The organism is Bartonella sp. AP88HLJMH (assembly GCF_042195605.1).
Taxonomy (GTDB): domain Bacteria; phylum Pseudomonadota; class Alphaproteobacteria; order Rhizobiales; family Rhizobiaceae; genus Bartonella.
Map to the genome: position 1 here is coordinate 231,253 of NZ_JBHIOR010000001.1, position 25,185 is coordinate 256,437.

The following is a 25,185-nucleotide window of genomic DNA, read 5'->3' on the forward strand; positions in this document are numbered from 1 at the left end:
AGTTGAGCAGAATATTTTAGAACCAAGAATTTGGCCAATCGGTCTGTGAAATGAATCATATGAAGTGGTTTGCAGATGAAGCGCATTTAGAGAGAAAACAATCTGTTTGCAGATTGATGGGTATTAAATTTTTTATCATAACAATTTGATTTATAATGATAATTTAGTGTTATTCAAGTTAAATTAGAACCCTGAATACCGTAAGATTCTCTCATTTCAAAGCCGTTCCATGTTGAATAAATTAAAACCATTTTCTTGCACGTTACAAGCGGGGATAACCGCGTGGGTGAAACTGTGCAAGAAAGACTAAAATGCTTTTTACAAACCGTCTCAAGTACCAAGGGCTTGGTTTCAACATTGGGAATTAGCAAAGTGTGTAATGGTGCCGGTTTGCTTCTTTAAAAGCATAAAGATGGTGGTGCTAATGAATTTAATGTTATATCATTGAAGGGGAGAAAAAATTAAAATTTTATTCCTGGAATGACCAGAGGATTTTCTAAGAGAGCTGTTTTGTCTGCAGTATCTATTGCTGGTTTATTAAAAAAAGCATTGAGGAGCTTTTGTATTGCGTCTTTTTCAACACCATTGGCAATGATGACAAAACGTGTTTGTTTTATTCCTTTTGGCCATGCCGGCAATCTTATGGGAGGATGAAAAAATGTTTGTACGCCATGTAATACAAGTGGGCGATAAGGGTCATCACGCAATGCGATAATTGCTTTAATACGTAATAATTTTGTACCATAACGCTCTTGTAGGAGATCTAAAAAAGCTTCAATTGTGGCGTAATCAACAGGACCCTCACAGTTTAGTGAAAAGGTACGAATGGTTTTATGGGGGGTATGATCATGTGGGGTAGTCGTAAGATTTTGTTTAAGTTTTGTATTTTCTACTTTTTCATCCCATAATGTGTTATTTATTAATAGATTTGAACAGAAATCTTTAGAATGGCCGTCAATGATTTGTGCTGTAGGATTCATTGTTTTAAGTGTGCTAAGGAGTGCATCTGAAAGCGTTTGTGGGTCTCTAAGATCTGTTTTGGTGAGAATGATTTTATCAGCAAATATTAATTGTTTATATATTTCAGGATAGCGCTTACATATGGAAAGTGGACTTAATGTATCAAATGTTGCAAGAACAGCATTTATGGACAATGTTTGAATAAACAATGGGTGGCTTAAAAGTATTTGTAAAATAGGGGCGGGATCAGCCATCCCTGTGGTTTCAATGATAATATGATGGAGTTGTTTGATCTGTCCTGTCTGAACGCGATTTATTAAATCAATTAATGTGTCGATGAGATCACTGCGTAAATTACAGCATAAGCAACCATTGGCAAGCTCAATAATTCCTTCTGTCGTTTTTTCAACCAGAAGGTGGTCAATACTGATTTCGCCGAATTCATTGATGATAACAGCACATTCTGTTAGAAGAGGGTCTTGTAGCATACGGTTGAGCAAAGTTGTTTTGCCAGAGCCTAAAAAACCCGTAATAAGCGTGAGAGGGATGCGCTTTATTTTCATGTTAATCATCAATCATAGTTTTGTTTTTAAAAAATATATCTCAGTATGTCTAAGCAATTTATAATGATGTCCGTGAGGGATATAATGGTTAATCCCCCATGAAATCCATTGTACCACTATCTTTACGCTTATAAAGGTAGGTGCACGTGGGTATATTATACACTTTTAGCGTCAATGTTATGATAATTCTTGGTTCTTGAAAGGACTTATAGGAAGGATTTTTATTCCTTGTTTTAATTATTTTATCTACATGTTCATCCACCTTGTGGCGCGCAAGAGACTGGTTTTATTGATTCAACAAATACAGATTTGAAATGAGAGAATCTTACAATACTTGTGGTTTTGACATAAGGTACAAAATAATTAATTATGATTATAAATCAAAGTATTATAATTAATTGTAGATTATGATTTATGGCTTTTTATAGAATGGTTTGCGTGCCTTTTATACGGAATATAGGGTTTTCTTAGTGGTTTTACTGTCATTTTAGGTGTTTGTGGCGTACGAATGAGGTGTACTGATAAAGGATGAGAAAAAGAAGGTGGAGCAGTGATAAAAGGTGAGGTGAGAATAATATTTCCTTGATCATCATATGAATTTGCATGCATTTTTATGGCTTCAGGTGTGCATGTTTGTTGTCTCATATTGTTGGCTTGTGTTATGTTGCTCCCATAAGGTTTTAATGTTGCTAGTGTTAATTGGGGGCTTCCTTGGTGCAAAAATCCTATTTCAAGAAGTTGTGCAGCTTTTTCTTCTCTTTCACTTATGTTGTTAGCACCTAGAATGACAGCAATAATTGTACGTTTATTGCGGGTGGCTGAGGCAACAAGATTAAAACCAGAGGCACAAATAAAGCCTGTTTTCATACCGTCTATCCCATAAAAACGGCCAATGAGGTTGTTTGAGTTATGTTGGATTTTTCGATTATTACCAAAATCAATGGCTGGAATAGAAAAATAATGAGCATATTGTGGAAATTCTCGACGTATTTGAACGGCTAAAAGAGCAATATCGCGTGCCGTGGAGTAGTTTTGAGGATCTGGTAAACCACTTGCGTTCGCAAAATGGGTGCCAAACATGCCTAAACGTTTAGCTTCGCTATTCATTTTACGTACAAAATCTTTCTGTGAACCCGCAACAGCTTCACTCATGGCAATGGCTAAATCATTGGTAGATTTAACCATGGTGATACTTAAGGCTGTATCAAGTGTGAGTACAGAACCAGCTTTATAGCCTGAACGATATGAGGGAGCTTTTGCGGCGTATTCGCTGATGGTGATATGTTTGTTTGGTGAAACTTCCCCTCGGCTCATGGCACGAAAAATAACATAAGCGGTCATTAATTTTGTCAAGGAAGCAGGATACCAACGCTCAAAAGCTTGATTATGTTTTAAGATACGCCTCGTTGTAACATCAACAGAAATAAAAGGCTGCGCTAGAGCAACAGCGCTGGATAAACTCAAAATCACAGAAAAAAATAAATTATAGAAGAGACGTCGCATTAATTTAAATCTAGTTCCCTCTTATTCGTTATTTAGAATTGTTTTAATGTAGCACACAAAGCATTTAAGTCTAGGATAGGAAGGAAAGATGGTTAATTGCTGTATCCGTTGTGTCTGTGGGATAAAAACCAATTCTCATTTTTATTTTCCCCTTGAATTTGGTTTGATGACTTAAGTATCTCAAAAAATACTTTTTAAATAATGAAGATTGTACAAGATTTCAGGTTCTTGGAGGGATTGAATTTCTCAGAAAGGAATGAATCTGCATAATCATGCATTTTTCTTGCTCTCCTGTTAGGATAGCCCTTGGCACTTGAGACGGTTAGTAAAAAGCATTTTAATCTTTTCTTGTATCGTTTTATTCACACAGATATCCCCGCTTGTAATGTGTAAGAAAATGATTCTAATTGATTCAACCTAGAATAGATTTGAAATGAGAAAATCTTACGGTATTCAGGGTTCTCATTCAAGTTGAATAACGCTAAAATATCCTTATAAATCAATGAGATGTATGTTATTTAAATGATTTTAAAGAGAGGAAGAATTCTTTTTCAAAAAAATTTACACATTGATCATTTCTTATCATGTACAAGTGTTTTACAATTTTAAATTAGAAAGTTTGAAGTATCTTTCTTATATTTTTGTTCCCTATACTCCGCTCAATATACAAAGTTATGCATTATTCTTATCAATCAGTGCATTGTTTCATGATGATTTAGTTTTTGAAGTTTCTGAACAGCGTATGGTGGCATAGGAGGAGGGGTGGGATCTTGAGCTGCTAAGAGAAGCAGTTCATCACACGCTTTTTCAGTTTTTTGGACAAGTTGATCTAGAAAATCACGTTTGCTTAAACCAGCCTCTATCGGGGGAAGAATACGGACACGAATTGTTCCGGGATAGCGGCGAAAATTATTGCGTGGCCAATATAAACCCGCATTATGTGCAATAGGAACAACTTGAAGTCCTAATTCATTATAGAGCGCGACAATTCCCGACTTATAATCTGGTTCTTGACCGGGTTGTCGGCGTGTTCCTTCGGGAAAAATCAAGATTTGGCGCCCTTGTTTTACTTTCTCTTTTGCTTTTTGTATAATCATTTTTAAGGCTTTGATGGGTGTTGTGCGGTTAATGGGGATAATTTGCGTTTTTGCCATATACCAGCCAAACAATGGAATCCACATCAATTCACGTTTTAAAATGAGAGTGGGATCATCAAAATAAGGAACAAGACTGAAAGTTTCCCAAGCCGATTGATGCTTTGGAGCAATGATATAGGGTCCTTTGGGAAGATTTTCTAAACCTTCAATCTCATAACTTGTGCCTGCGATGTATTTTTGCAAAAAGAGTGTAACGCGCGCCCATGTTTTAGGGACAATCCATGCCTTTTTGCGGGGCATTAAAAAATAAACGGGAGCGTAAAGAATCATTTGTATGAAAGTTGTTGTATAAAAAGCGAACGTAAAAAGAATAGAACGAAGGATAAGCACTACATTTTCCATTTTATATCTATAAGAAGACTTCATATATAATATAATTCACATGAGAAAACATCTTCTTTATGTTTTTTCAAGCATCTATTTTTTCGGTAACTCATTTTCCGATATTTAAAAACAGAAGGAAAGAGGTTAATGGAATTACAAAAAGATAAACTTTTTATTCCACGGATTTTATCTATTGCGGGAACAGATCCTTCTGGTGGCGCTGGAATGCAGGCGGATTTGAAGGTTTTTTCAGCTATGAAAACTTATGGTATGAGTGTGGTTACAGCTGTTGTTGCACAAAATACTCAGGGTGTGCGTTCTTTTCAGGCATTAGATGCTTCTTTTGTTGCAGATCAAATTGATTCTGTTTTTGAGGATATCCATGTTGATGCCGTTAAAATTGGTATGGTTGCAAATGCTCAGATTGCACAGGTTATTGCAGAACGTCTTGCTTATCATAAAGCGCGTTTCATTGTTTTTGATCCGGTTATGGTTGCAAAAAGTGGTGATGTTCTTTTAAAGTCTGATGCAATTGAAATTATGCGTGATGTTCTTGTGCCGATGTCAACTTTGATCACGCCAAATTTGCCTGAAGCTGCACTGTTATTGGGGCGTGAAGTGCAATGGTCTTTAGAGACTATGTATCAATATGCTCCACGACTCTTGGCGCTAGGGTGTCATGCAGTTTTGTTAAAAGGGGGACATTTGAATACGCTGACCAAAAATAGTACAGAAAATTACGATTGTTCTAGTCCAGATCTTTATTGTGATTGTGAAAACCTTGTTATACTTGAAGCCTCTCGTCTTTCAACTACTCATGATCATGGGACAGGGTGTACCATTTCTGCTGCCATTGCAGCTCTGTTACCTACCCAACCTTTGGATTGCGCTGTTAAACAAGCAAAAGATTATTTGCATGGCGCTTTAACTGCCTCAGATGCTTTAAAAGTAGGGAAAGGGCGAGGGCCGCTTCATCATTTTTATGCATTATGGAAAGATTAATACAACGGTTGATAGTGAAAAATCTTCACTCTATGAATTTGTTTCGTCATTATATGATGTTTTAGACTTATGACTGATAAATGTTAGCGTATTGTAGCTTAACAGTTATTTTGTATTAAGAAGGATAAGAAAAAATGTTATAATTTGCTTCTTTTATATATTTTTTACGATTAATCTATCCTGTTTCAGAGGCAATTTTGAGTATAAAAAAGAGAGCAAGGAATTATAAAATCAGGATTTGATAGCAAAAAGGGTAGAGGGAAAGACCTTTTACAAGGCGATATTGAAGCTGGCTGATCCCACTATATTTGCTGTTTCTTATATTGGTGGCAAAACAGAATGAGCCAAAATTGTTATCAAAATTATTGAAGATATCTAACATTTACAGAGTTTTTGTCGGTATGGGTAGGGTTTTCTAAATGGAAATTGATACGTCCTGATAGAATTATCAATGATCTTTCAGGTGATGTAGTGAATTTTTTCGGATATTACAACGTCATTATTCTCTTTGTATGGAACTGCTTTATGGAATTATTGGCGTTTCAGATGAGAAGCCGTGAGGAGTTTCAACATTTAATACAGCAAGATCTAGAAACTTTCACGCACTTAGAGCGGGTTTTAAGGTTTTTATATTTATAGTGATTAAATTTTAGCGAGAAGATAGTCGATCGTACAATCGGAGTTTCAATAGACCTGTAGCGTATGGTTTAATCTTTTCAAAATTGAATTTTTATTCTGTTGTTTAGCAGATGTTACCATTAAACATTTAAAATGGTCTGATTTTATTGTGCGCTATGACGGTTTCAACACCTTATGTTACCTTATCTTGATTGACGTTACGTTCCTCATGTAAAATAGAATGCACTTATATTGTTAATTCACATGTTTATTTTAAAGAGATTTCTCTCAAGGTGTGTCACATCCATTTTATAATAATGTTCGTGAATGGTCTAAAGCCTCTATGAAGTGTATAAAACTATTATGCTTCCCATTTTTACGTTTTCAAGGTGAAAGGGGTCCCCCCCTATACTATTTTAGCTCCCAATGTTGCGATAATCTTTGGTATTTCAGAGCGTTCAGAAGAAGAGTTTTTATTCCTTTCTTCAAGTGAATTTTATCGATACGTCAATTTTGCCTGTTATGCGTGAGAAGATGATTGTGAGTGATTTTAATGTATAGAGATTTGAAATGAGATAATCCTATGATATTTGAGACGCTTGCTCAATATGAATAATGATAAATTATCTTTATAAATCAAGTTGTTAATTTATTTTTGTGTTGAAGATTATTCTGGATAAGAATTTGTTCAAGCAAGAGGATTACCAAATGATGTGCCAGAAATCCCAAAAACTTAATTTACTCTAAATAATAGGTGAAAACAGTTTATTTCGTTTGAAAATAATTACAATTAGCGTGAGAGATTTTTCATCATCGACTGCGATATAGAAAAAGAAACAATACACATAAAAGACCTTTAAATGATCTTTGAAAGGTCTTTGAAGACCCTTTGAGAACCCCTTAAAAACTCTTTGAAAAAAATAAATTGGTACAAAACCTAGTGGCAAAATATACAAAACCTGCTGGCAAGCTACATACATACAGCTACAACAACCGATGACAAGCTATAACTCCACACAAGAACGAATAAATACAAAATTCAATGGAGCGGGCGATGGGATTCGAACCCACGACCCCAACCTTGGCAAGGTTGTGCTCTACCCCTGAGCTACACCCGCTTACCGATTCGATATATGTCTTGTCTGTATGGCGTAGGCTTCTACGAATTGCAACAAAAAAATATCATTTTAGTTTGATTTATTTTGTCCATGTTTAAATAAAATGAAATAAAGATTGATTTTAGAAAATTCTTCAGTAATAGATTATTCCTTTTTTAATTTTTGCATGGAGAGGGGTGGAATATAATGTTGAAGAGAATAAATATATTAGGGATTATCATTGCAACTGTTTTTATGATGAACAGTGTTGCAAAGGCCGATGACCAAGTTAAACACGTTAAAGTTGCAATAACGCAAATTATGGTCCATCCTGCTGCGGATGCTGTTCGTAAAGGTGTGGAAGATGTGCTTGCAGCAAATGGTTATAAGCAAGGTGAAAATTTTCAACTTACCTTTTTATCAGCGCAGGGTAATATTTCAACAGCAACGCAAATTGCGCGTAAATTTGTTGGTGATAAACCCGATGTTATTGTAGCAATTACCACGCCTTCAGCACAAACGATGCTTGCGGCAACAAAAACAATTCCTATCGTCTTTGCAGCAATTTCTGATCCTATCGGAGCTAAAATCGTTTCTTCACTTACCAAACCTGGCGGTAATATGACGGGGAGTTCTGATCGTATAGATGTTGCAGAAAGTGTTAGACTTTTACAAGAAGTAAAACCAGATTTGAAAAAAATTGGTTATCTTTATAATGCTTCTGAGGCAAATTCTGTTTCGACACTTAAAACGTTAAAGGATGTAGCAAAAAAAGCTGGAATTGAAATTATTCCCTCATCGGCACCAAAGCCTTCAGATGTTCAGGCAGCAACACGCGCTTTAATCGGTAAGGTCGATATTATTTTTGTTCCTGCTGATAATACGATTTTATCTGTTTTAGAAGGTGCAATAAAGGTCTCAGAGGAAGCCAATATGCCTGTATTTACTGTTGATGCTAATACTATCGGGCGTGGGCCTTTTATGACGCAAGGTGTGAATTTCTATGATGTAGGGGTTGATGCTGGGAAATTGGTTGTGCGTATTCTAAAGGGTGAAAAGCCTGGTGATATTGATGTTGTGCAGGCGGCTAATAATGACATTCGAATTGATTTGAAAGCAGCCCAAAAAGCAGGGATTATTATTCCGCAGGCAGTTATTGACCGTGCAACAAAAGTGATTCAATAACTTTTATTGATAGAGTGTTGATACAATAAAAATACGTTAAGTTTTCATGGGGATTGTCTTTACATGAATATATTTGCGTTTTCTGGTGCTGTGGAATTAGGCCTTATTTATGCGTTTGTTGCTATAGGGGTTTATCTTTCATTTCGGGTTTTGGATTTTCCTGACTTAACGGTTGATGGCTCGTTTCTTCTTGGTTCCTGTGTCTGTGGTGTTTTGATTCTCTTGGGTTTCAATGCATGGACAGCTATGGCATGCGCTTTTTGTGCAGGTATGGCGGCTGGTTTATTAACAGCTCTATTGAATTTGCGTTTTGGCATTTTGAATCTTTTAGCTTCTATTTTAACAATGTCAGCACTTTATACAGTTAATCTTCGTATTATGGGAATTATGGGAGGGTCTAATGTTAATTTAGCACTTGCTGATACGGCGTTAACCCCCTTTTATAATCTGTTTGGTTTGTCCGATATTTTTGTGCGTCCTCTTTTCGTTGGTATTGTGTTGCTCGTTATGGCGTTTTTGATTTGGCGCTTTTTGGAAAGTGAAATTGGTCTTGCTATGCGTGCAATGGGCGCTAATCCACGCATGGCGACGGCGCAAGGTGTCCATACATCAGCATTGATATATTTTGGAATGGGGCTTTCCAATGCGTGTGTGGCACTTGGTGGTTCTCTTTATATTCAAACTGCGATTGCAACAGATATTACCGGTGGAATTGGAACAATTGTTTTTGGGTTGGCAGCCGTGATTATCGGTGAAACTCTCTTTCGTACGCGCAATATTTTTTGGATTATAATCAGCTGTATTGTAGGGTCTGTGCTTTATCGTGTGGCGGTGCAATTTGCATTTGAAGCAAATGGCATTGGTATTGATACGTCGACAGATCTTCAGTTGATTACTTCACTGTTGGTTATTTTAACCCTTATTGTGCCACGCTATTGGAGGAGGCATAAACGTGATTGAGTTTTTTCATGTTGGGGTCACATTTAAACCGCAAACACCTTTGGAAAAACAGGCTTTAATTGATATTAACCTGAAAATTGATCAGGGTAGTTTTGTTACGGTTATTGGTTCAAATGGTGCTGGTAAATCAACTTTGCTTAGTGTTTTAGCGGGTGCAACGCTTCCTTCAACAGGGAAAGTGGTTATCAATGGACAAAATGTTTCTAGGCAATCAGTCAGTGAACGCGCTGGAAAGATTGCTTGTGTTTTTCAAGATTCTTTAGAGGGAAGTTGTGGTTCTTTAACAATTGAAGAAAATTTGGCTCTTGCTGCTCTTCGAGGAAGTCGTCGTGGTTTGCGTGCGGCTTTAAATCATGAGAAACGGCAATTTTTTCGAGAGAAAATTGCTCAATTAGGCATTGGTCTTGAAGCATATATTCATAATCCTATGGATAGTTTATCAGGTGGGCAACGCCAAGCAGTTTGTCTTGTGATGGCAACATTAGCACATGCGGATGTTTTATTGCTTGATGAACATACCTCAGCGCTTGATCCTGGAATGGCTGATTTTGTGATGCGGTTGACTGAAAAAATCGTTGAAGAGAAAAAATTAACGACTATCATGGTGACTCATTCTATGCGTCAGGCTCTTGATTATGGCGATCGTACCTTGATGTTGCATGGTGGAAAAGTGATTTTGGATGTCTGTCATGAAGAGCGTAAGGGCTTGGATGTCAATGATTTAATTGGCATGTTTCAGAAAGTTCGCGGGGAAGTTCTTGATGATGATGAACTGTTAATGGATTAATAGTGTGGCTCAGAAAAAAGCACATGAAGTTGATCAGTTTCTAATGCGTTTTTCACGTGCTTTTCCTATTGTTCTCATTTATGGGCCAGATCGTGGTCTTATTTGTGAGCGTGCACAATGTTTTGCAAAACTTACACGGGTAGCAATAGAAGATCCATTTTCGACAATTCGTTTGGATGCTGCTGAAATTGATAAAGATCCTGCACGTTTAGAAAATGAAGCGCGTACGTTATCGCTTTTTGGGGGAGATCGTTTGATATGGATCTCTAATGCTGCTAACCAAAAAGGTTTTCTTGCTGCCTTAAAACTTTTAATTGAGAAACCACCAGAAGCTTGTTTTATTCTCATTGAGGCAGGGGATTTAAAAAAAGGAACAGGGTTGCGCAATGCTATTGAAACAGCATCAAAAGCGATGGCTTTGCCCTGTTTTGCCGATGATATGCGGTCTCTTGACGGTTTGATTGATGAGGTTTTAGGACAGTTTAAGAAGACTCTTTCTTTAGATGCACGTAGATGGTTGCATGAATGTTTAGGGGCGGATCGCCTTGTATCACGCAGTGAATTAGAAAAGCTTTGTCTTTACGCTGCAAATGTTCATATTACTCTTGAAGATGTGAAAGCTGTTGTAAGCGATGTCAGTGCTCTTTCTCAAGATGAAGTCATTGATGCTCTTTTATTGGGCGATATATCAGGCTTTGAAGCGCATTTTAACCGACATGCAGCAGTGCAGGGGGCACTTTTTTTAATTTTGAGTACAGCTCAAAGGCATTTTCAGCAATTACAGCTATTGCGTTATCAGGTAGAGGTTGAAGGAAATTCACCTTTTACGGTGGTTTCTCAGGCACGCCCTCCCATTTTTTTTCAACGGAAAAAGATCGTTGAACAAGCTTTAAAATATTGGAAGTTAGAACAAATTTCTTATGCAATGGAAAGAATTCAGAGTGCTGTTTTAGACAGTCGTAAAAATCCACTTTTGGGCGAAGCTATCATTCGTCAAGTTTTGTTAGGGCTTACAATTATTGCACGACGCCAGATGGCAGCTTAACAGCCTAGAAATATAATGATTTTTTATTTTTGGTATACCACAGAGGTATTTTCAGTAATTAAAACTGTTATGCTATCAAGTAGAGGTTGATGGAACTTGTATTTTTGAGGATGCATTTTAGGAGCTTGAAAGCTTGATAGAAATTTTTCTTCAAAAGAAATAGTTTATTTTCAAAAGGCCATTTTGAAACAGTTTTATTATTTTGTTGTGTCGTAAAATACTGTTTTTAGGATAGTGATACGAGGCCCATATCAAATTTTATGTGTTCGATGTTTTTTGTGTGGGTATTTGGTGAATATTAGGTTGGTTCATAGAGTCTTAATGGAGTAACACCCCCATGTAAAACAGAGTATCTCAAACAACAGAAGACACTTGTATGGTAGATTCATACGCTTTCTTAGAAATATTTTTCAATGCGCGTCATATCTATTTCGCGGCGGTGTTTATGAATGGTGTAGAAGTAAAGTTCCTTGTGAAGAATATAAAACCCATAGAGCAACTCTATCTTTATGCTTAATAAAAGCGCAAGTCGACACTCATTATATACTTTGCTAGCCTCTAATGTTACTACAGTTTTTAGCATTAGAGAGCGTTTTTCATCATTTTTTCTCACATGTCTTCTTGTGACGTGTAGCCAAGAGATTTTAATTGATAAGAGGGTTTGTGATGGAAGAATTTTACAGTATTCGAAGTTATGATTCAAATTGAAAAAAAGTATTATTTTTATAAATCAATGTATTATAGATTAATTGAATCACTTAAAATAGTGAGCCAGAGGAATCTTTTAGACAAGAAAATGAATTGTTTGCAGATCGGTATGAATTAAGAATCTTCATGGGATGAGAAGAAAGTCAAAATAGATTATGATGAAAACCACAGCACCTATGGGGAAACTTTTATGTTTGATACAGAGATGATTATCTTAGCAATGAATGTGTCTCATAAACAGAGCTAGCCATTGTTTATTATTAATAATTTATTATTTTTCATATTAAATCAATCAGAACAATGTCTTTTGCACGTCATAAGTGGGGGGGGGCGTGTGGATAAAAACTGTACAAGAAAGCACTAAAAATGCCTCTTATGAATGCTCTCAAATTCCAAGTTTTTTTGCAACATTGGGGGTAGGAAAATATAATGATAGTGTTTTATTAAGTGTGAAGAGGGTCGTGCTTAATAGATTTATAGTTATAACATTTACGAACACTGTCGTAAGATAGGCTAGGGAGCGAGATGTCTTTTAAAACAAACCCATGAATTTGTAATCCAAATTTATTCTGTTGAGGGCGTTCTGTTTTACGTGAGGGGTGTGATTCCATTAAAGGGATATTCGGTGTTTTTGTTATCAAACTTTTTCTTTATTGAGAGGGCGTGTTTTTCTCATATTTATTTGATTTACGGTATCCGGAATCGGGAGAGGAAAATGTTTTTAATGGTATCTTTTGGTATGCGTTGTTTTACGGTGTTTTCAATATTCGCGAAACTTATGTTGATGTTGTAGGTGGAGGCGCAATACGTTTTATATAGGTCTAATGTACAAATTAATGAACGTATCGGGATAATTGGAGAAGAGTTAGTGTCTGCTTACGCTTTTGATGTGTTTTTTTGTGAGTAAATTAGTAAGATAAAGTAAACTGATGGGATTTTATGTAGAGTCGTTGTTATCCTAATTGAGAGTGCATTTTATTTTGTTTCGGTGATGCGCTTTGATCAGTAATTAAGAGGGAGTTTTAGAGCGTGATGTTAGATTTCTCGTCATTTATTTTTTATGTGTTTTCTAGGTAAAGTGATCTGTTGTCAGCTTGCGCAGGTGATAATTGGTAAACTGCGTTATTCTTTATTCCCTAGTTGTCATTTTTTAATGTTTTACGCATAACTCTTGAACAAACAAACAAGAAAATTGTGATTTTACAATTAGTCTTTATTGCCATTTGCAAAGAATCTTTGAAGGTGAAAGATGCTCCATACTCAGTTTGAAAAAATAGCACTCATTGGGATCGGTCTGATTGGGTCTTCTTTAGCAAGAGTGATTAAAAAGAAAAATCTTGCGGCTCAGATTTCTATTGCAACACGTCGTCCAGAAACCCTGAAAAGAGCGCGTGAATTGGAGCTTGGGGACTTTTATACGACAGATAATGCAAAAGCTGTTGAAGGAGCAGATTTGGTTATTCTTTCTGTTCCTGTTGGGGCTAGTGCAGAAGTGGCAAAAACCATTCGTGATCATTTAAAACTTGGAGCGATTGTGAGTGATGTTGGTTCTACGAAAGCGTTGGTTATTGCGGAAATGGCACCTTTATTGCCAAAAACGGTTCATTTTATTCCAGGGCATCCAATTGCTGGAACGGAATATTCAGGACCGGATGCTGGTTTTGCTGATTTATTTATGAATCGTTGGTGTATTTTAACGCCTTTTGCGGATAGCGATGCTGCTGCTGTCGCACAATTAACAGCGTTTTGGGAAGCTTGTGGTGCGCGTGTCGAAAAGATGGAACCTAAGCATCATGATCTTGTTTTGGCTATTGTTTCACATTTACCCCATTTGATTGCGTATAATACTGTTGGGACAGCGAGTGATTTAGAAAAAGTAACAAATTCGGAAGTGATTGCTTATTCCGCTTCCGGTTTTCGTGATTTTACGCGTTTAGCATCTTCTGATCCCGTTATGTGGCGAGATATTTGTTTGCATAATAAGGATGCTATTTTAGAAATGTTGAGCCGTTTTAGTGAGGGGCTTGCTTTTTTAGAACGGGCAATTCATTTAGGAGATGGTGAGACACTGTTTAACTTTTTTACACGTACGCGTGCTGTACGCCGCAATATTATTGATGCTGGACAGGAAATTGATGCTCCTGATTTTGGGCGTCAGAATGTTTCTAAAAAAGGGTGAGTAAAAACAAGAGGTTTTTGTTGAATTTCGTTGGTTTTTTCTAAAAACCGATAAGAAGTTTTTTCTCTACTCAGTCATAGATTGCAATAAAAAAGAGTGGCGATTGCTCCGATATAGATAACCATGACTTCAAAAGGTTTTATGTGTGCACGATCATCTTGCTTAGTTCTCTATAGGGCATATGATGTACAGAAGAGGTTACTGATCTGTAGAAGTAACAAAAAAATGAGGTCGTTGTAGAACTTCAGAGAGTGGGTTATTGTTTTTGTTTTGGTATAAAGTCGGGCTTGACCGTATTGATTATTGACCGTTATATTGCAACATTGCAAAATGTTTATTTGCAGAGTTTTGATGATTTTTATAAAACTTGAAATAGACTGAGGAAGAGTTTTACCAGAAAGTATTGAGTTTTGTTAAAAAATATCTTTTGGTATAGCTATCGTATTTTGTGTGACGCAGTAAGTCATTATTGGCGTGATAATGGGAGTGCTTTTGCAAGCCATGTTGCGCTATCGGGGCTTTTAGCATTTTTCCCTTTTTTTATTTTTGGAACATCTTTTGCTCGTTTTCTAGGTGCTTTTACTTATACACCGCAAAAAATTAAAGCACTGGTGCAGTTATTGCCTGATGTTATTGCAGAGCCTTTATCTCAGGAAATTGTTAATGTTTTAACCATTCATCGAGGAGGTGTGTTGACGCTTTCTGTCATTGGAGCGGCTTATTTTGCTTCTAATGGGATAGAGGCTTTGCGTACGGCTTTAAATAAAGCTTACCGTGTTACTGATCGACGGAGTTTGTTATTTTGTCGTTTTCAAAGTCTGTTTTTTGTAATCCTTGGAGCTGTTGGTCTTGTTGTGATTAGTTTTTTATTGATTCTGGCGCCTTTGTTGATCAAAATTATGCAAAATCATTCTTTTTTTATGACTGAATATATTGCTGTTATTCGTGTATGGCGTTATACAGTTGCAATCGTTATTTTGTTTATCAGTCTTTTGATTGTTCATAAATGGCTTCCAGCAGGGCGGCGGAAAATTATAGATATTTTACCAGGAATAGTGGTGACAATGTTTATATGGTTTATGGCTTCTATCGCTTTTGCGCAATATTTAACGATGTTTGATTATATTTCTACCTATGCAGGGTTGGCATCTATTATGGTTGCTATTATTTTTCTGTACATATTGAGTGCAATTTTTATTTTGGGAGGAGAAATAAACGCGGCGATAATGTTTTATCGCAAGGATTTGCAACATTCAGATAAATGAAAGAGCTTATTATTGCTTGAAAGCCAAGGTATGATTATCCCAATAAAGCCTGCTATCACTTTGTTGATTGATGCAGATGCTTGTCCTGTAAAAGATGAAGTTTATCGTGTGATGAATCGTTATCAGCTTAAGACATTTGTTGTGGCAAATCGTTCTTTGTCCCTTCCAGATGAAGCACTCATTGAAAGAGTGGTCGTTGCTGGTGAATTCAATGGTGCTGATGATTGGATCGTAGAACATGTGCATGAGGCAAGTATCGTTATTACCAGTGATATTCCTTTAGCAGCGCGGGTTGTGCAAGCTGGGGGGTTTTGTCTTTCGCCAACGGGGCGTATTTTTGATGTAAATTCAATTGGTCAGGCTTTGGCGATGCGCAATTTGATGGAAGATTTGCGTGGACAGGGCAGTATAATAGGTGGTCCCCGTCCTTTTTCTCGTAAAGACCGTTCTGCTTTTTTGTCAGCACTGGATCTTGTTATACAACGTTTAAAAAGACGCGGTTATTAAAGTTATAGGGCTTCTTTAATGACTGCTTTTATAAGTGCTTTGGCATCGTCATTGGCCCATGGAGCTGCACCATTGAAGGAAGCAATGAGATATCCCTCTTTATCAATGAGCAATGTAATGGGGAGTCCTAAAGCGAGCCCCTGTTTTCTAACATTGTTGAAAATATCCATTGTTTCATCGCGATAGTAAAGCAAATTATCTGAATGAATATTCTGTAAAAATTGCTGAATTTTTTCAAGAGAAGCAGTTTTATCGATATTTATAGCTATGACATCAAAGTTTTCTCCACCTAATTCACGTTTTAATTGCGCAAGTTCAGGCATTTCTGTGCGGCAAGGTGCACACCAAATAGCCCATAGATTGACCAGCATTGGTTTTCCGGTAAATTCGCTGAGTGTGTGCTCTTTTCCTTGAATATCCTTGAAAGAGAGTTTATTCATATCTGAGAGCGTATCAGCAAATCGTATGTGGCTAAAAAAGCCTTTTGCTGCTTTTCGTATCGCCATCATTTTTTCTGCTCGTGCTTTATTAATGTTTATTTCTTGTGCTTGTGCTGCTGAAATGAAATTGAAAAGAAAAAACTCTCTTTTGGTATCGTAGTTTATGGTTGCGTATAAACTCAGTGCAATGATAAAGAATGCAAGGGAGAGTTGCCTTTTTTTATTGTTTTTTTCGCTGATGAAAATTTGAAAAATCATAATTTTGTCCTTTGGATGGGTGTTTTCAGAATATGACAGATGAGAAGTTAAAGAACCAAATGTGGGGTGGTCGGTTTGCGGCAGGCCCTGCTGCAATTATGGAAGAAATTAATGCTTCTATTGATTTTGATCAAAAACTTTATCGACAAGATATTGAAGGTTCTCTTTCTCATGCAGCTATGTTAGCGCAAACGAAAATCATTTCACAATCAGATTATGAAAAAATTGTTCATGGTTTGAAACTTATTCGCCAAGAAATTGAAGACGGTAAATTTGTTTTTTCACGAAAGCTTGAAGATATTCATATGAATATTGAAGCGCGGCTGAGCGAATTGATAGGTCCTGTAGCTGGGCGTTTGCATACGGCGCGTTCACGCAATGATCAAGTTGCTGTTGATTTTCGCTTGTGGGTACGTGAAGCAACGCAAAAGATAGCACAAGCTTTAAAAGGATTGATAGAGCAATTACTTATTCGCGCAGAACAACATGTTGATACCTTTATGCCAGGCTTTACGCATTTACAATTGGCTCAACCCGTAACATTGAGTCATTATATGATGGCTTATGTTGAAATGTTTGGTCGAGATTTATCGCGGATGCGTGATGCTCTTGAGCGAATGAATGAATCGCCTTTAGGGGCGGCTGCTTTAGCGGGGACAGGCTTTCCAATTGACCGTTTTATGACAGCAAAAGCGCTAGGCTTTCGCGAACCTACACGCAATTCAATTGATAGTGTTTCAGATCGTGACTTTGCATTGGAATTTTTAAGCGCTGGCGCTCTTTGTGCAACACATCTTTCGCGATTGGCGGAAGAAATTGTCCTTTGGTCAAGTGCACAGTTTTGTTTTATTCATTTATCAGATGCTTTTTCAACAGGGTCTTCCATTATGCCACAAAAGAGAAATCCTGATGCGGCAGAGTTAGTACGAGCGAAAGCAGGTCGATTGAATGGTGCACTTATGGGATTGTTAACGGTGATGAAAGGATTACCGCTTGCTTATTCAAAGGATATGCAAGAAGATAAGGAATATGTGTTTGATGGGGCTTTGAGTTTGGAATTATCACTAGCAGCAATGACAGGGATGATTGCTGATTTGAAAGTGAATAAAAAAGCCATGAAACAAGCAGCGGATTTAGGGTATGCAACAGCTACAGATTTTGCGGATTGGCTTGTACGCAATTTAGGGATTCCTTTTCGCGAAGCACATCACATCACAGGGTGTGCTGTGGCATTGGCAGAAAAAAAACAGTGTCGCCTTCATGATTTATCATTAGATGAACTTCAAGCAATTTGTCCTGATATCAATGCGGCACTTTTTGATGTTTTGACCGTTGAAAAATCTGTTGAAAGTCGTAAAAGCTTTGGGGGAACAGCGCCTTCAGAGGTTCTTCGGCAAATTGCGTATTGGAAAAAGCGTCTCGTGAGCGCTTGAGTGATTGTATTTTAAAGGTAACAAAGAGATCGAGATGAGGAAAGAGGACAGATGAAAATTATATTAAAGGGGTTGATAATTGTCCTTTTTGGGGGCTTGGGTATCGTTGGGTGTGGGCGTAAAGGGTCATTAGAGTTACCTCCTTCAACAGGAGTGAATTCTTCACAAGGAACTTTTGTTTCTCAAGGTAAAACAGATAAACCTTTTATTCTTGATCGGTTAATACAATAGGAATTTTTATGCGTTTTTTTTCTTATCATCAGGGTGTGCTTCACGCTGAAGGTCTTTCTCTTTTGGAACTTGCGCGAGAAGTTGAAACACCTTTTTATTGTTATTCAGCTAGCGCAATCGTTGCACATTTTAAAGATTATCAGAATGCATTTCATGATATGCCGAGTTTAATTGCTTATGCGGTTAAAGCGAATTCCAATCAAGCAGTTTTACAACTTTTAGCTAACAATGGAGCGGGAGCTGATGTGGTCTCAGAAGGGGAATTACGGCGTGCACTTGCTGTTGGTATTCCTGCGCAGAATATTGTTTATTCTGGTGTTGGTAAAACAGTGAGAGAAATAGATTTTGCTCTTGCACAAGATATTTATTGTTTTAACGTTGAATCAGAGCCAGAACTTGAACAATTATCGGCGCGGGCTGCTGCGCTTTCAAAAACGGCTCGTATTTCTTTACGCATTAATCCTGATGTGGATGCTAAGACTCACAAGAAAATTACAACAGGTAAGTCTGAGAATAAATTTGGTATTCCACTGTCTTTGGCGGGTGATGCATATAAAAAAGCAGCTCAATTGCCTGGTCTTCATGTGTGTGGTGTTGATCTCCATATTGGCAGTCAAATTTGTGATTTAAAACCGTTTGAAGATGCATTTGTTATTGTTGCAGATTTTGTGCGTCAATTATGGAATAATGGTTATGCGATAACCCATATCGATATTGGGGGCGGGCTTGGTATTCCTTATGGTTATGAGAAGCATCCAGTACCTTCTCCTTTTGAGTATGCAGCACTGGTAAAGAAACATATTGCGCCTTTAGGGATCAATATTATCCTAGAACCTGGGCGTAGTATTGTTGGTGAAGCCGGTGTGTTGGTGACATCGGTTGTGTATTTAAAAAAGGCGGAAGGACGAAATTTTGTTATTGTTGATGCGGCGATGAATGATTTCATGCGTCCAACGCTTTATGATGCGTGGCAAAATGTAATGCCAGTGAAAAAAACACCAATAGATGCCCCTCTGATTAATGCTGATATTGTCGGTCCTATTTGTGAAACTGGTGATTATTTAGGTTTGGAACGTTCTTTACCAGTGTTAAAAGCGGGTGATGTTTTGATGTTAACAGGAGCAGGGGCTTATGGCGCAGTGATGGCAAGCACTTATAATAGTCGACTTTTGGTGCCGGAAGTTCTGGTTCAGGATACGCGTTATGCAGTCATTCGTCCACGCCTTGATTATGCACAATTGATAGGCTGTGATCATATTCCAGATTGGATTGAGCCCAAATTAGATTGAGCATTATTAAATATTTTGGGTCTTATTTTTACTAAACTTTGATGAAACAATTTATTTTCTAGAAATTGTTTTGTATGGGGTTTATGATCTTAATGCACCACGATAAAAGGGGATAAATGCTTGTTTATGAAAAATAAAAACATCAAAGGTTTTGCAATGAAGCTTTTGTGTGTGCGCATTTTGATGTGGGGGATCCTTTCATTTGAACGGATGTGGGTACGGTTGTTGCCATTTTTCCTCGTTCTTAGTCTCTTTTGTTCGTTTAGCTGGTTGGGACTTTTTGGCATTTTGGGCTATTGGTCACATTTGCTCTTACTTGGGGTTATACTTATTTGTGCTGGGGCGAGTTTATTTTTTCTTATTCGTTTTCGGTTTCCCACAATGCGGGAAGTAAATTGCCGCCTTGAATGCGTCAATGATCTTAGACACCAGCCTTTGAATATTCAGACAGATCGTTTATGTTCTGAAAATGATGAAGATTTTAGTGCTGTTATTTGGCGTGAACATCAACGCCGAATGGCAAAGCAATTATACCATTTAAAAACTGGATTTATCTCTCTTAATAGTGCGGATTATGATCCTTTGGCTTTGAGGGCTTTGTGTGCTCTTCTTTTTGTGTGCGCTTTTAGTTTTTCTTTTGGTTCACAAGGGGGGCGTTTGGCTGATGCCTTTGATTTTCGTCCTGTCGTTGATGAAAAACTCATGCGGATTGATGCTTGGGTAACACCACCTGCTTATACCGGTGTGGCACCGATTTATTTGACAAAAGATGAGGAAACACAACGAGAAATCCCTGAAGGGAGTAATGTTGTTGTGCGTGTTGTCAATGGGGCTGGCATTACAGTAAAAGCAAAGTCTGTAGAAGATGGGAGGGAAGTTTCGTTTTCAGAGAAAACGGAACAAACAGCTTTGAATGATCCAATTGTTCATTTTGAAACACATTTAAAGCATCCAATAAATTTATTTGTATCATCACGTCGTAAAAAACAGCAATGGCATTTGCAGATAATTAAGGACACGCTTCCAACAATTCATTGGTTGGAAAAACCAGGGAGGATTTTAACGGGATCATTGGAGTTACGATATGTGGTGGATGATGATTATGGTGTGACAAAGGCTTTTGTTGAAATAGAGCCTTTTCTTCCTCAGAATAAAAGTGCTTCTTCTCTTTATAATGCTCCGGAAATAGAGCTTCTTCTTCCGCGTGGTGGAAAGGGGAAAATGCGAATGGTGCAGGATATATCAGCGCATCCATGGGCAGGTTCGCAAGTCAAAATTACTTTGGTGGCAGAAGATGGTGCGGGGCAGAAAGGGCGTAGCAAAACTTTTGTTATGATATTACCACAGCGTGTTTTTTCGAATCCTGTTGCACGCGCAGTGGTTGAATTGCGTCGTCTATTAGCTCTTGATGCTTCTGTGAAAGAGCGTGTATTGGATATGCTTTCTGCTTTGCTTGTGCGTCCAGAAAAGGGGTTGCAAAATGCATTGCATTTTATTGTTCTACAAAGTGCGTGGACAAGACTTTCTTTAGCACAAACAGACGAGGATTTGCGCGATGTGGTGGATTATTTATGGCAAATTGCTTTGGGTATTGAAGATAATCAGCTTGAATCCGTGCAAAAAAAGTTAAAACAAGCACAAGCTGCTTTACGTGATGCACTGCGTTATGGTGCTTCAGCGGCAGAAATTGAACGGCTTATGGCAGATTTACGTCAAGCTATGGATGAGTATATTCGTGCTTTGGCTGAAAAAGCACCGGATAGTCAAGTTTCTAAAAATTCTAAAAGCTCAAAAAGTCCTAATCTTTCTGAATCTACATTACAAGAAAAGCTAAATTTAATTGAGGAAATGGCTAAAACGGGCTCTTCTTTAGCAGCTGAACAACTCTTGGCGGAAGTTGAACAGACGCTTGATCATTTGCATGTGCAAAAAGGCAATCAAAATGAGGGAGAAAAAAGCCAATCTGCACAAATGAAAGAAAAGATGGACCAGCTTGGAGATTTAATGCGTCGTCAGCAAGAAATTCTCAATGAAACACATCAGTTAGAGATGGAACAAAAACGCGGAGAAAATGTACCGGAAACACAAAAAAAATCTTTAAAAAAACGTCAAGCTGAATTGCAATCTGAATTATCAACATTAGAAAAAGAATTATCAGAACAAGGATTTGAAACAGGGGGCGCATTGAAAAGGGCAGAAGAAAAAATGAATTCTGCGGAAAATGCGCTTGATAATGGAAATCATCAGGTATCTATACAAAATCAGTCTGATGCTTTGGAATCTTTGAGGCAAGGTGCACAAAATGTTTTGAAAAAAATGCGCGAAACACTTAAAGAAACGGGAGATGATCAAAATGCTGATTTTGGTCCTAAAGATCCGTTAGGACGTCCACTTTCTTCAACAACAGATGAAGAACAAGAAGGCGAGGCACTACCACAAGAAAGTGATCAAATGCGTACGCGGCAGATTTTGGATGAAATTCGCAAACGTCTTGGTAAAGAGCATCTTTCAGAAGAAGAAAAAAACTATCTTGAAAGATTGCTTCATTTTAATTAACCAGTGTTGGCTTTTTTCTTAATTGATGTCAAAAACAGTATATGAAGAACCTCTATGGGGTTTATCTCCAAAAAAATGATTAAAGTGCTTGTAAGGCAATAATCATCCTATTGTACTGATTTTTTAATCATTTAAGTTTAAAATATGCAATATTGAAATGTTCGCTATTGCGGAAAAAAAGCAGAAGTCCATATAGGTTTGGTATATGAAAATCTGTAATGTTTGAAATTTGTTTCTACATGGTATGTTGAGTTGGATATCGTTACGCTGAAAGATTTTTATGCTTCTGCACTTGGACTGCGTGTGCAAAAAACGCTGTGTGACCAATTGAATTTATGGTGGCCTGATCTTACGGATAAACGGATTATGGGATTGGGTTATGCACTTCCTTATCTTTCTACATTGCGTGAACGTGCCCAACAATGTTTTGCTTTTATGCCAGCTTCTCAGGGTGTTTCGCCTTGGCCTTGTTCTGAGCAAGTTGCTACAGCGCTTGTTTTTGAAGAAGATTTGCCGCTTCCGGATGCGTCAGTTGACTGTATTTTATTGGTACATGCATTAGAATATACAGAAAATTCATTTGAAACGTTGAATGAAATATGGCGTGTTTTAGCACCCAATGGCCACTTGATCGTTATTGTACCTAATCGCTCTGGCTTTTGGGCGCGCAATATTACTACGCCCTTTGGTTATGGCGAACCCTATAGTCGGCAACAAATTACTCGTTTGTTCGAAAAAACAAATTTTGTTTCTGGACCAATACAAGAAATTGTACACTATATGCCCTCTACGGGGTATTTTTCGCGGTTGCTCTCATTTTTTTACGAGCCATTTGCTCGCTATCTTTTGCCTTATTTTGGTGGACTCTTAATGTGTCAGGCACAAAAACGTGTTTATCAGGGTTTGCTCGTACAGCGTCGTCAGTCGCGACGTATTTTTATTCCTGCTTTATCACCACAGACAAGAAATATTTTAATTTATAAAGATAATTAATCATTTTGTCATTGTCATAAGAACCGCAAATATAGAGGCATTCTCTTATTTCAATTTTTTGCATTTACAATTAAAAAATATTCTTTTGTACATTAATATGTGGAATTGGTATGTGAATAAAAATCTCAAGTATCTATATACCGAACCATATTTCATGAATAGTGGAAACATTTTAAAAGAAAAAAATGCTGGTATCTTCGTAAACGTAAAAATAGCAGAGTCCAAGAGATCTTACATAATATGGTTTATGGTGGTTAAAAACTGTACAAGGAAGGATTACAATGCTTCTTATAAACCATCTCAAGTATCAAGGGCTCCTCTGCAACATCGAGATCTAACATAAGTGTGTGATGGTGCTGGCTTGTTCTTTTATAAGCGTAAAGATGGTGATGCCCAGTGGCTTTATCGTTAGGATAAACATTTAGCGTTATATCATGAATTATATAACCTCTTAAGAGGAGATAAAGTCATAAAGAATGGAGGAAAACTATAAAGATAAAAAACATCTCTCAAGTTAGGTTAGTGAATGTGAGATAAAGCAGTGCGTGGAGCGGTTTTTCTGAAAAAAATAATCATAAATAGCACTCATCTAAAGATGATAGTTATGATCAAGAATGTTGCTAAAAGATATCACGATTATTTATATGCGAAACATATTAAAAACTTTAGAAAGAACAAAAGCATGTGAAACAGAAGTTACAAAGTATATCGTGAGGGTTGAAAGCATTTTTGTTTTTGGTTCTCATGTTGGAATATTTCGTTTTTTATTCATAATGTTATATATTTTGTCATAAGAGTAAGTTCTATGTAATAGCATTCGAATTATATGCGAAGGTTTTTTCATCTCGTTTCTGTTTTCATTTAGAATATTAAAATTATTTTTGAAACATAAAATCTCGAATTAAAGATTTAAACGGTAACCATTTTGATCTGTTATGAGAATTTGCGCATTGGAGGGATCGTTTTCGATTTTTTGTCGCAAACGATAGATATGGGTTTCTAAAGTATGGGTGATAATATTTTCATTATATCCCCAAACTTGTTCTAACAATGTTTCACGGCTGACAATTTTATCATTGGCATGATAGAGACATTTAAGGATCGCTGCTTCTTTTTCTGTGAGACAGATTTTATTGTTGCATTGATCAAGAAGAAGTTTTTGTCTTAGTTTAAAAGTATAGGGACCAATATGAAAGGTTGCGTCTTCATTTTGTTCATATTGGCGCAACTGTGCTCGAATTCTCGCCAATAACACCGCAAAGCGAAAGGGTTTTGTTACATAATCATTGGCGCCTGTTTCAAGATCTAAAATATTATCACAGTCTGTATCATAATTTATTATCATGATAATGGGGGCACGAAATCCTTGGGTGCGTAATTGTTTAACGGCTTTGTAGCCATCAAGATCAGGAAGTTGAAATCCCAAAATAGTGAGATCAATATTTTCTTCTTGGATTATTCTCATTCCCGCTTCTGCTGTTTTTGCTTGGAAAATTTTAAACTCTTGATGCATTTGCAATTGTTCTACTAAAATGGGGCGTAGATCATCGTCTTCAACGATTAAAAGAGTATAGTGGTTCATGTTTTTCCTTATAGGCATGTTGATGCACTGATTGATATAGTTTCATGAAAAATAAGATTTCATGCAAGAAAAATTAAAAGAGGAAAATTAAAAAAGAGCGCTTCTAAAAAATAAACTTTTATAATTTCTAATGGTTGCTTGCTGAAAAGAAGGTATTCCGTCTGCAGGGTATTTTACGTATTGGTTGGAAGCGTTTTTTATGTTCTAGAGGTGTTTTAGCTATTGAGTGTCATCATCTTTACGCTTATGGAGAAACAAGCTGGCACTATCATTCACTTTGCCAGCTCGTGGGTGTTGCGGACAGTCCTTGGCACTTGAGACGATTCATAGGAGGAATTTTTAGTCCTTTCTTTCACGTTTTTTATCTATATGGGACTTTCTCCGCTTAGAATGTGCAAGCAAATAGCTTTTGATTGATTCAATAAACAGGTTGGGAATGAGAGAATCCTGCGGTATGAGGCGCACTCGTCCAACATGCAAAACAATAAACACGCAATATGATGCGTTTTTTAAGTGTGAAGAGAATTGTGCAACACCTAGCAC

Annotated in this window: 18 protein-coding genes and 1 tRNA gene; 13 read left to right on the top strand and 6 right to left on the bottom strand. The window is 37.2% G+C overall.

From position 1 onward, the window contains the following. Positions 1–461: 461 nt before the first annotated feature. The 3 genes from ACFIMA_RS00870 to ACFIMA_RS00880 form a co-directional block, all read right to left on the bottom strand. Positions 462–1,523 carry a CobW family GTP-binding protein gene (locus tag ACFIMA_RS00870; protein WP_375652365.1) on the bottom strand — a complete coding sequence of 354 codons (1,062 nt, stop codon included), beginning with the start codon at positions 1,521–1,523 and terminating at the stop codon, positions 462–464. A 405-nt stretch (positions 1,524–1,928) separates the two neighbouring features. Further along, the gene (locus tag ACFIMA_RS00875; RefSeq protein WP_375611309.1) at positions 1,929–3,026 is read right to left on the bottom strand and encodes a D-alanyl-D-alanine carboxypeptidase family protein; all 1,098 of its coding nucleotides are present in this window, start codon (positions 3,024–3,026) and stop codon (positions 1,929–1,931) included. Positions 3,027–3,718: 692 nt separating this feature from the next. Next, positions 3,719–4,525: a 1-acyl-sn-glycerol-3-phosphate acyltransferase gene (locus ACFIMA_RS00880; protein WP_273790137.1), complete on the bottom strand. Its 807-nt coding sequence runs from the start codon at positions 4,523–4,525 to the stop codon at positions 3,719–3,721. A 129-nt stretch (positions 4,526–4,654) separates the two neighbouring features. On the opposite strand from ACFIMA_RS00880, the gene thiD reads away from it, so the two are divergent. Then, positions 4,655–5,509 (top strand): bifunctional hydroxymethylpyrimidine kinase/phosphomethylpyrimidine kinase, encoded by an 855-nt coding sequence (gene thiD, locus ACFIMA_RS00885; RefSeq protein ID WP_375612742.1) that lies wholly within the window; start codon positions 4,655–4,657, stop codon positions 5,507–5,509. 1,661 nt (positions 5,510–7,170) lie between these two features. On the opposite strand, the gene ACFIMA_RS00890 is transcribed toward thiD, so the two are convergent. After that, positions 7,171–7,245, bottom strand: a tRNA-Gly gene (locus ACFIMA_RS00890). 186 nt (positions 7,246–7,431) lie between these two features. Between ACFIMA_RS00890 and ACFIMA_RS00895 the strand changes: the two genes are divergently transcribed. The 7 genes from ACFIMA_RS00895 (at position 7,432) to ACFIMA_RS00925 (ending at position 15,860) form a co-directional block, all read left to right on the top strand. Further along, positions 7,432–8,409 carry an ABC transporter substrate-binding protein gene (locus ACFIMA_RS00895; RefSeq protein WP_375620923.1) on the top strand — a complete coding sequence of 326 codons (978 nt, stop codon included), beginning with the start codon at positions 7,432–7,434 and terminating at the stop codon, positions 8,407–8,409. Between the two features lie 63 nt (positions 8,410–8,472). Continuing rightward, positions 8,473–9,369: an ABC transporter permease gene (locus ACFIMA_RS00900; protein ID WP_375692980.1), complete on the top strand. Its 897-nt coding sequence runs from the start codon at positions 8,473–8,475 to the stop codon at positions 9,367–9,369. Then, complete coding sequence (locus ACFIMA_RS00905) at positions 9,362–10,156, top strand: ABC transporter ATP-binding protein (RefSeq protein ID WP_375618340.1); 795 nt, start codon at positions 9,362–9,364, stop codon at positions 10,154–10,156. Before ACFIMA_RS00900 ends, ACFIMA_RS00905 begins: the two co-directional genes overlap by 8 nt. Positions 10,157–10,160: 4 nt before the next feature. Then, positions 10,161–11,201 carry a DNA polymerase III subunit delta gene (holA, locus tag ACFIMA_RS00910; protein ID WP_375632418.1) on the top strand — a complete coding sequence of 347 codons (1,041 nt, stop codon included), beginning with the start codon at positions 10,161–10,163 and terminating at the stop codon, positions 11,199–11,201. 1,957 nt (positions 11,202–13,158) lie between these two features. Beyond that, the gene (locus ACFIMA_RS00915; protein ID WP_375612737.1) at positions 13,159–14,088 is read left to right on the top strand and encodes a prephenate/arogenate dehydrogenase family protein; all 930 of its coding nucleotides are present in this window, start codon (positions 13,159–13,161) and stop codon (positions 14,086–14,088) included. Positions 14,089–14,498: 410 nt separating this feature from the next. Next, entirely contained in the window at positions 14,499–15,353 is an 855-nt protein-coding gene (locus ACFIMA_RS00920) for a YihY/virulence factor BrkB family protein (protein ID WP_375612736.1), read from the top strand. 30 nt (positions 15,354–15,383) lie between these two features. Next, complete coding sequence (locus ACFIMA_RS00925; RefSeq protein ID WP_375612882.1) at positions 15,384–15,860, top strand: YaiI/YqxD family protein; 477 nt, start codon at positions 15,384–15,386, stop codon at positions 15,858–15,860. 2 nt (positions 15,861–15,862) lie between these two features. On the opposite strand, the gene ACFIMA_RS00930 is transcribed toward ACFIMA_RS00925, so the two are convergent. Beyond that, on the bottom strand, positions 15,863–16,558 hold the full coding sequence (locus ACFIMA_RS00930) for a TlpA disulfide reductase family protein (RefSeq protein WP_375632419.1): 696 nt from the start codon (positions 16,556–16,558) through the stop codon (positions 15,863–15,865). A 32-nt stretch (positions 16,559–16,590) separates the two neighbouring features. Here ACFIMA_RS00930 and argH point away from each other — a divergent pair, with 32 nt between their 5' ends. The 5 genes from argH to ACFIMA_RS00955 all read left to right on the top strand — a co-directional run bounded on the left by argH (position 16,591) and on the right by ACFIMA_RS00955 (position 23,060). After that, positions 16,591–17,991 carry an argininosuccinate lyase gene (argH, locus tag ACFIMA_RS00935; protein WP_375632420.1) on the top strand — a complete coding sequence of 467 codons (1,401 nt, stop codon included), beginning with the start codon at positions 16,591–16,593 and terminating at the stop codon, positions 17,989–17,991. 51 nt (positions 17,992–18,042) lie between these two features. After that, positions 18,043–18,222 carry an LPS translocon maturation chaperone LptM gene (locus ACFIMA_RS00940; protein ID WP_375622099.1) on the top strand — a complete coding sequence of 60 codons (180 nt, stop codon included), beginning with the start codon at positions 18,043–18,045 and terminating at the stop codon, positions 18,220–18,222. 8 nt (positions 18,223–18,230) lie between these two features. After that, the gene (gene lysA, locus ACFIMA_RS00945) at positions 18,231–19,511 is read left to right on the top strand and encodes a diaminopimelate decarboxylase (RefSeq protein WP_375692979.1); all 1,281 of its coding nucleotides are present in this window, start codon (positions 18,231–18,233) and stop codon (positions 19,509–19,511) included. 126 nt (positions 19,512–19,637) lie between these two features. Continuing rightward, entirely contained in the window at positions 19,638–22,067 is a 2,430-nt protein-coding gene (locus tag ACFIMA_RS00950; RefSeq protein ID WP_375671994.1) for a TIGR02302 family protein, read from the top strand. A 222-nt stretch (positions 22,068–22,289) separates the two neighbouring features. Beyond that, complete coding sequence (locus ACFIMA_RS00955; protein WP_375612730.1) at positions 22,290–23,060, top strand: class I SAM-dependent methyltransferase; 771 nt, start codon at positions 22,290–22,292, stop codon at positions 23,058–23,060. A 901-nt stretch (positions 23,061–23,961) separates the two neighbouring features. On the opposite strand, the gene ACFIMA_RS00960 is transcribed toward ACFIMA_RS00955, so the two are convergent. Then, positions 23,962–24,642, bottom strand: a complete 681-nt coding sequence (locus ACFIMA_RS00960; RefSeq protein WP_375612220.1) for a response regulator transcription factor — start codon at positions 24,640–24,642, stop codon at positions 23,962–23,964. Between the last annotated feature and the right edge of the window lie 543 nt (positions 24,643–25,185).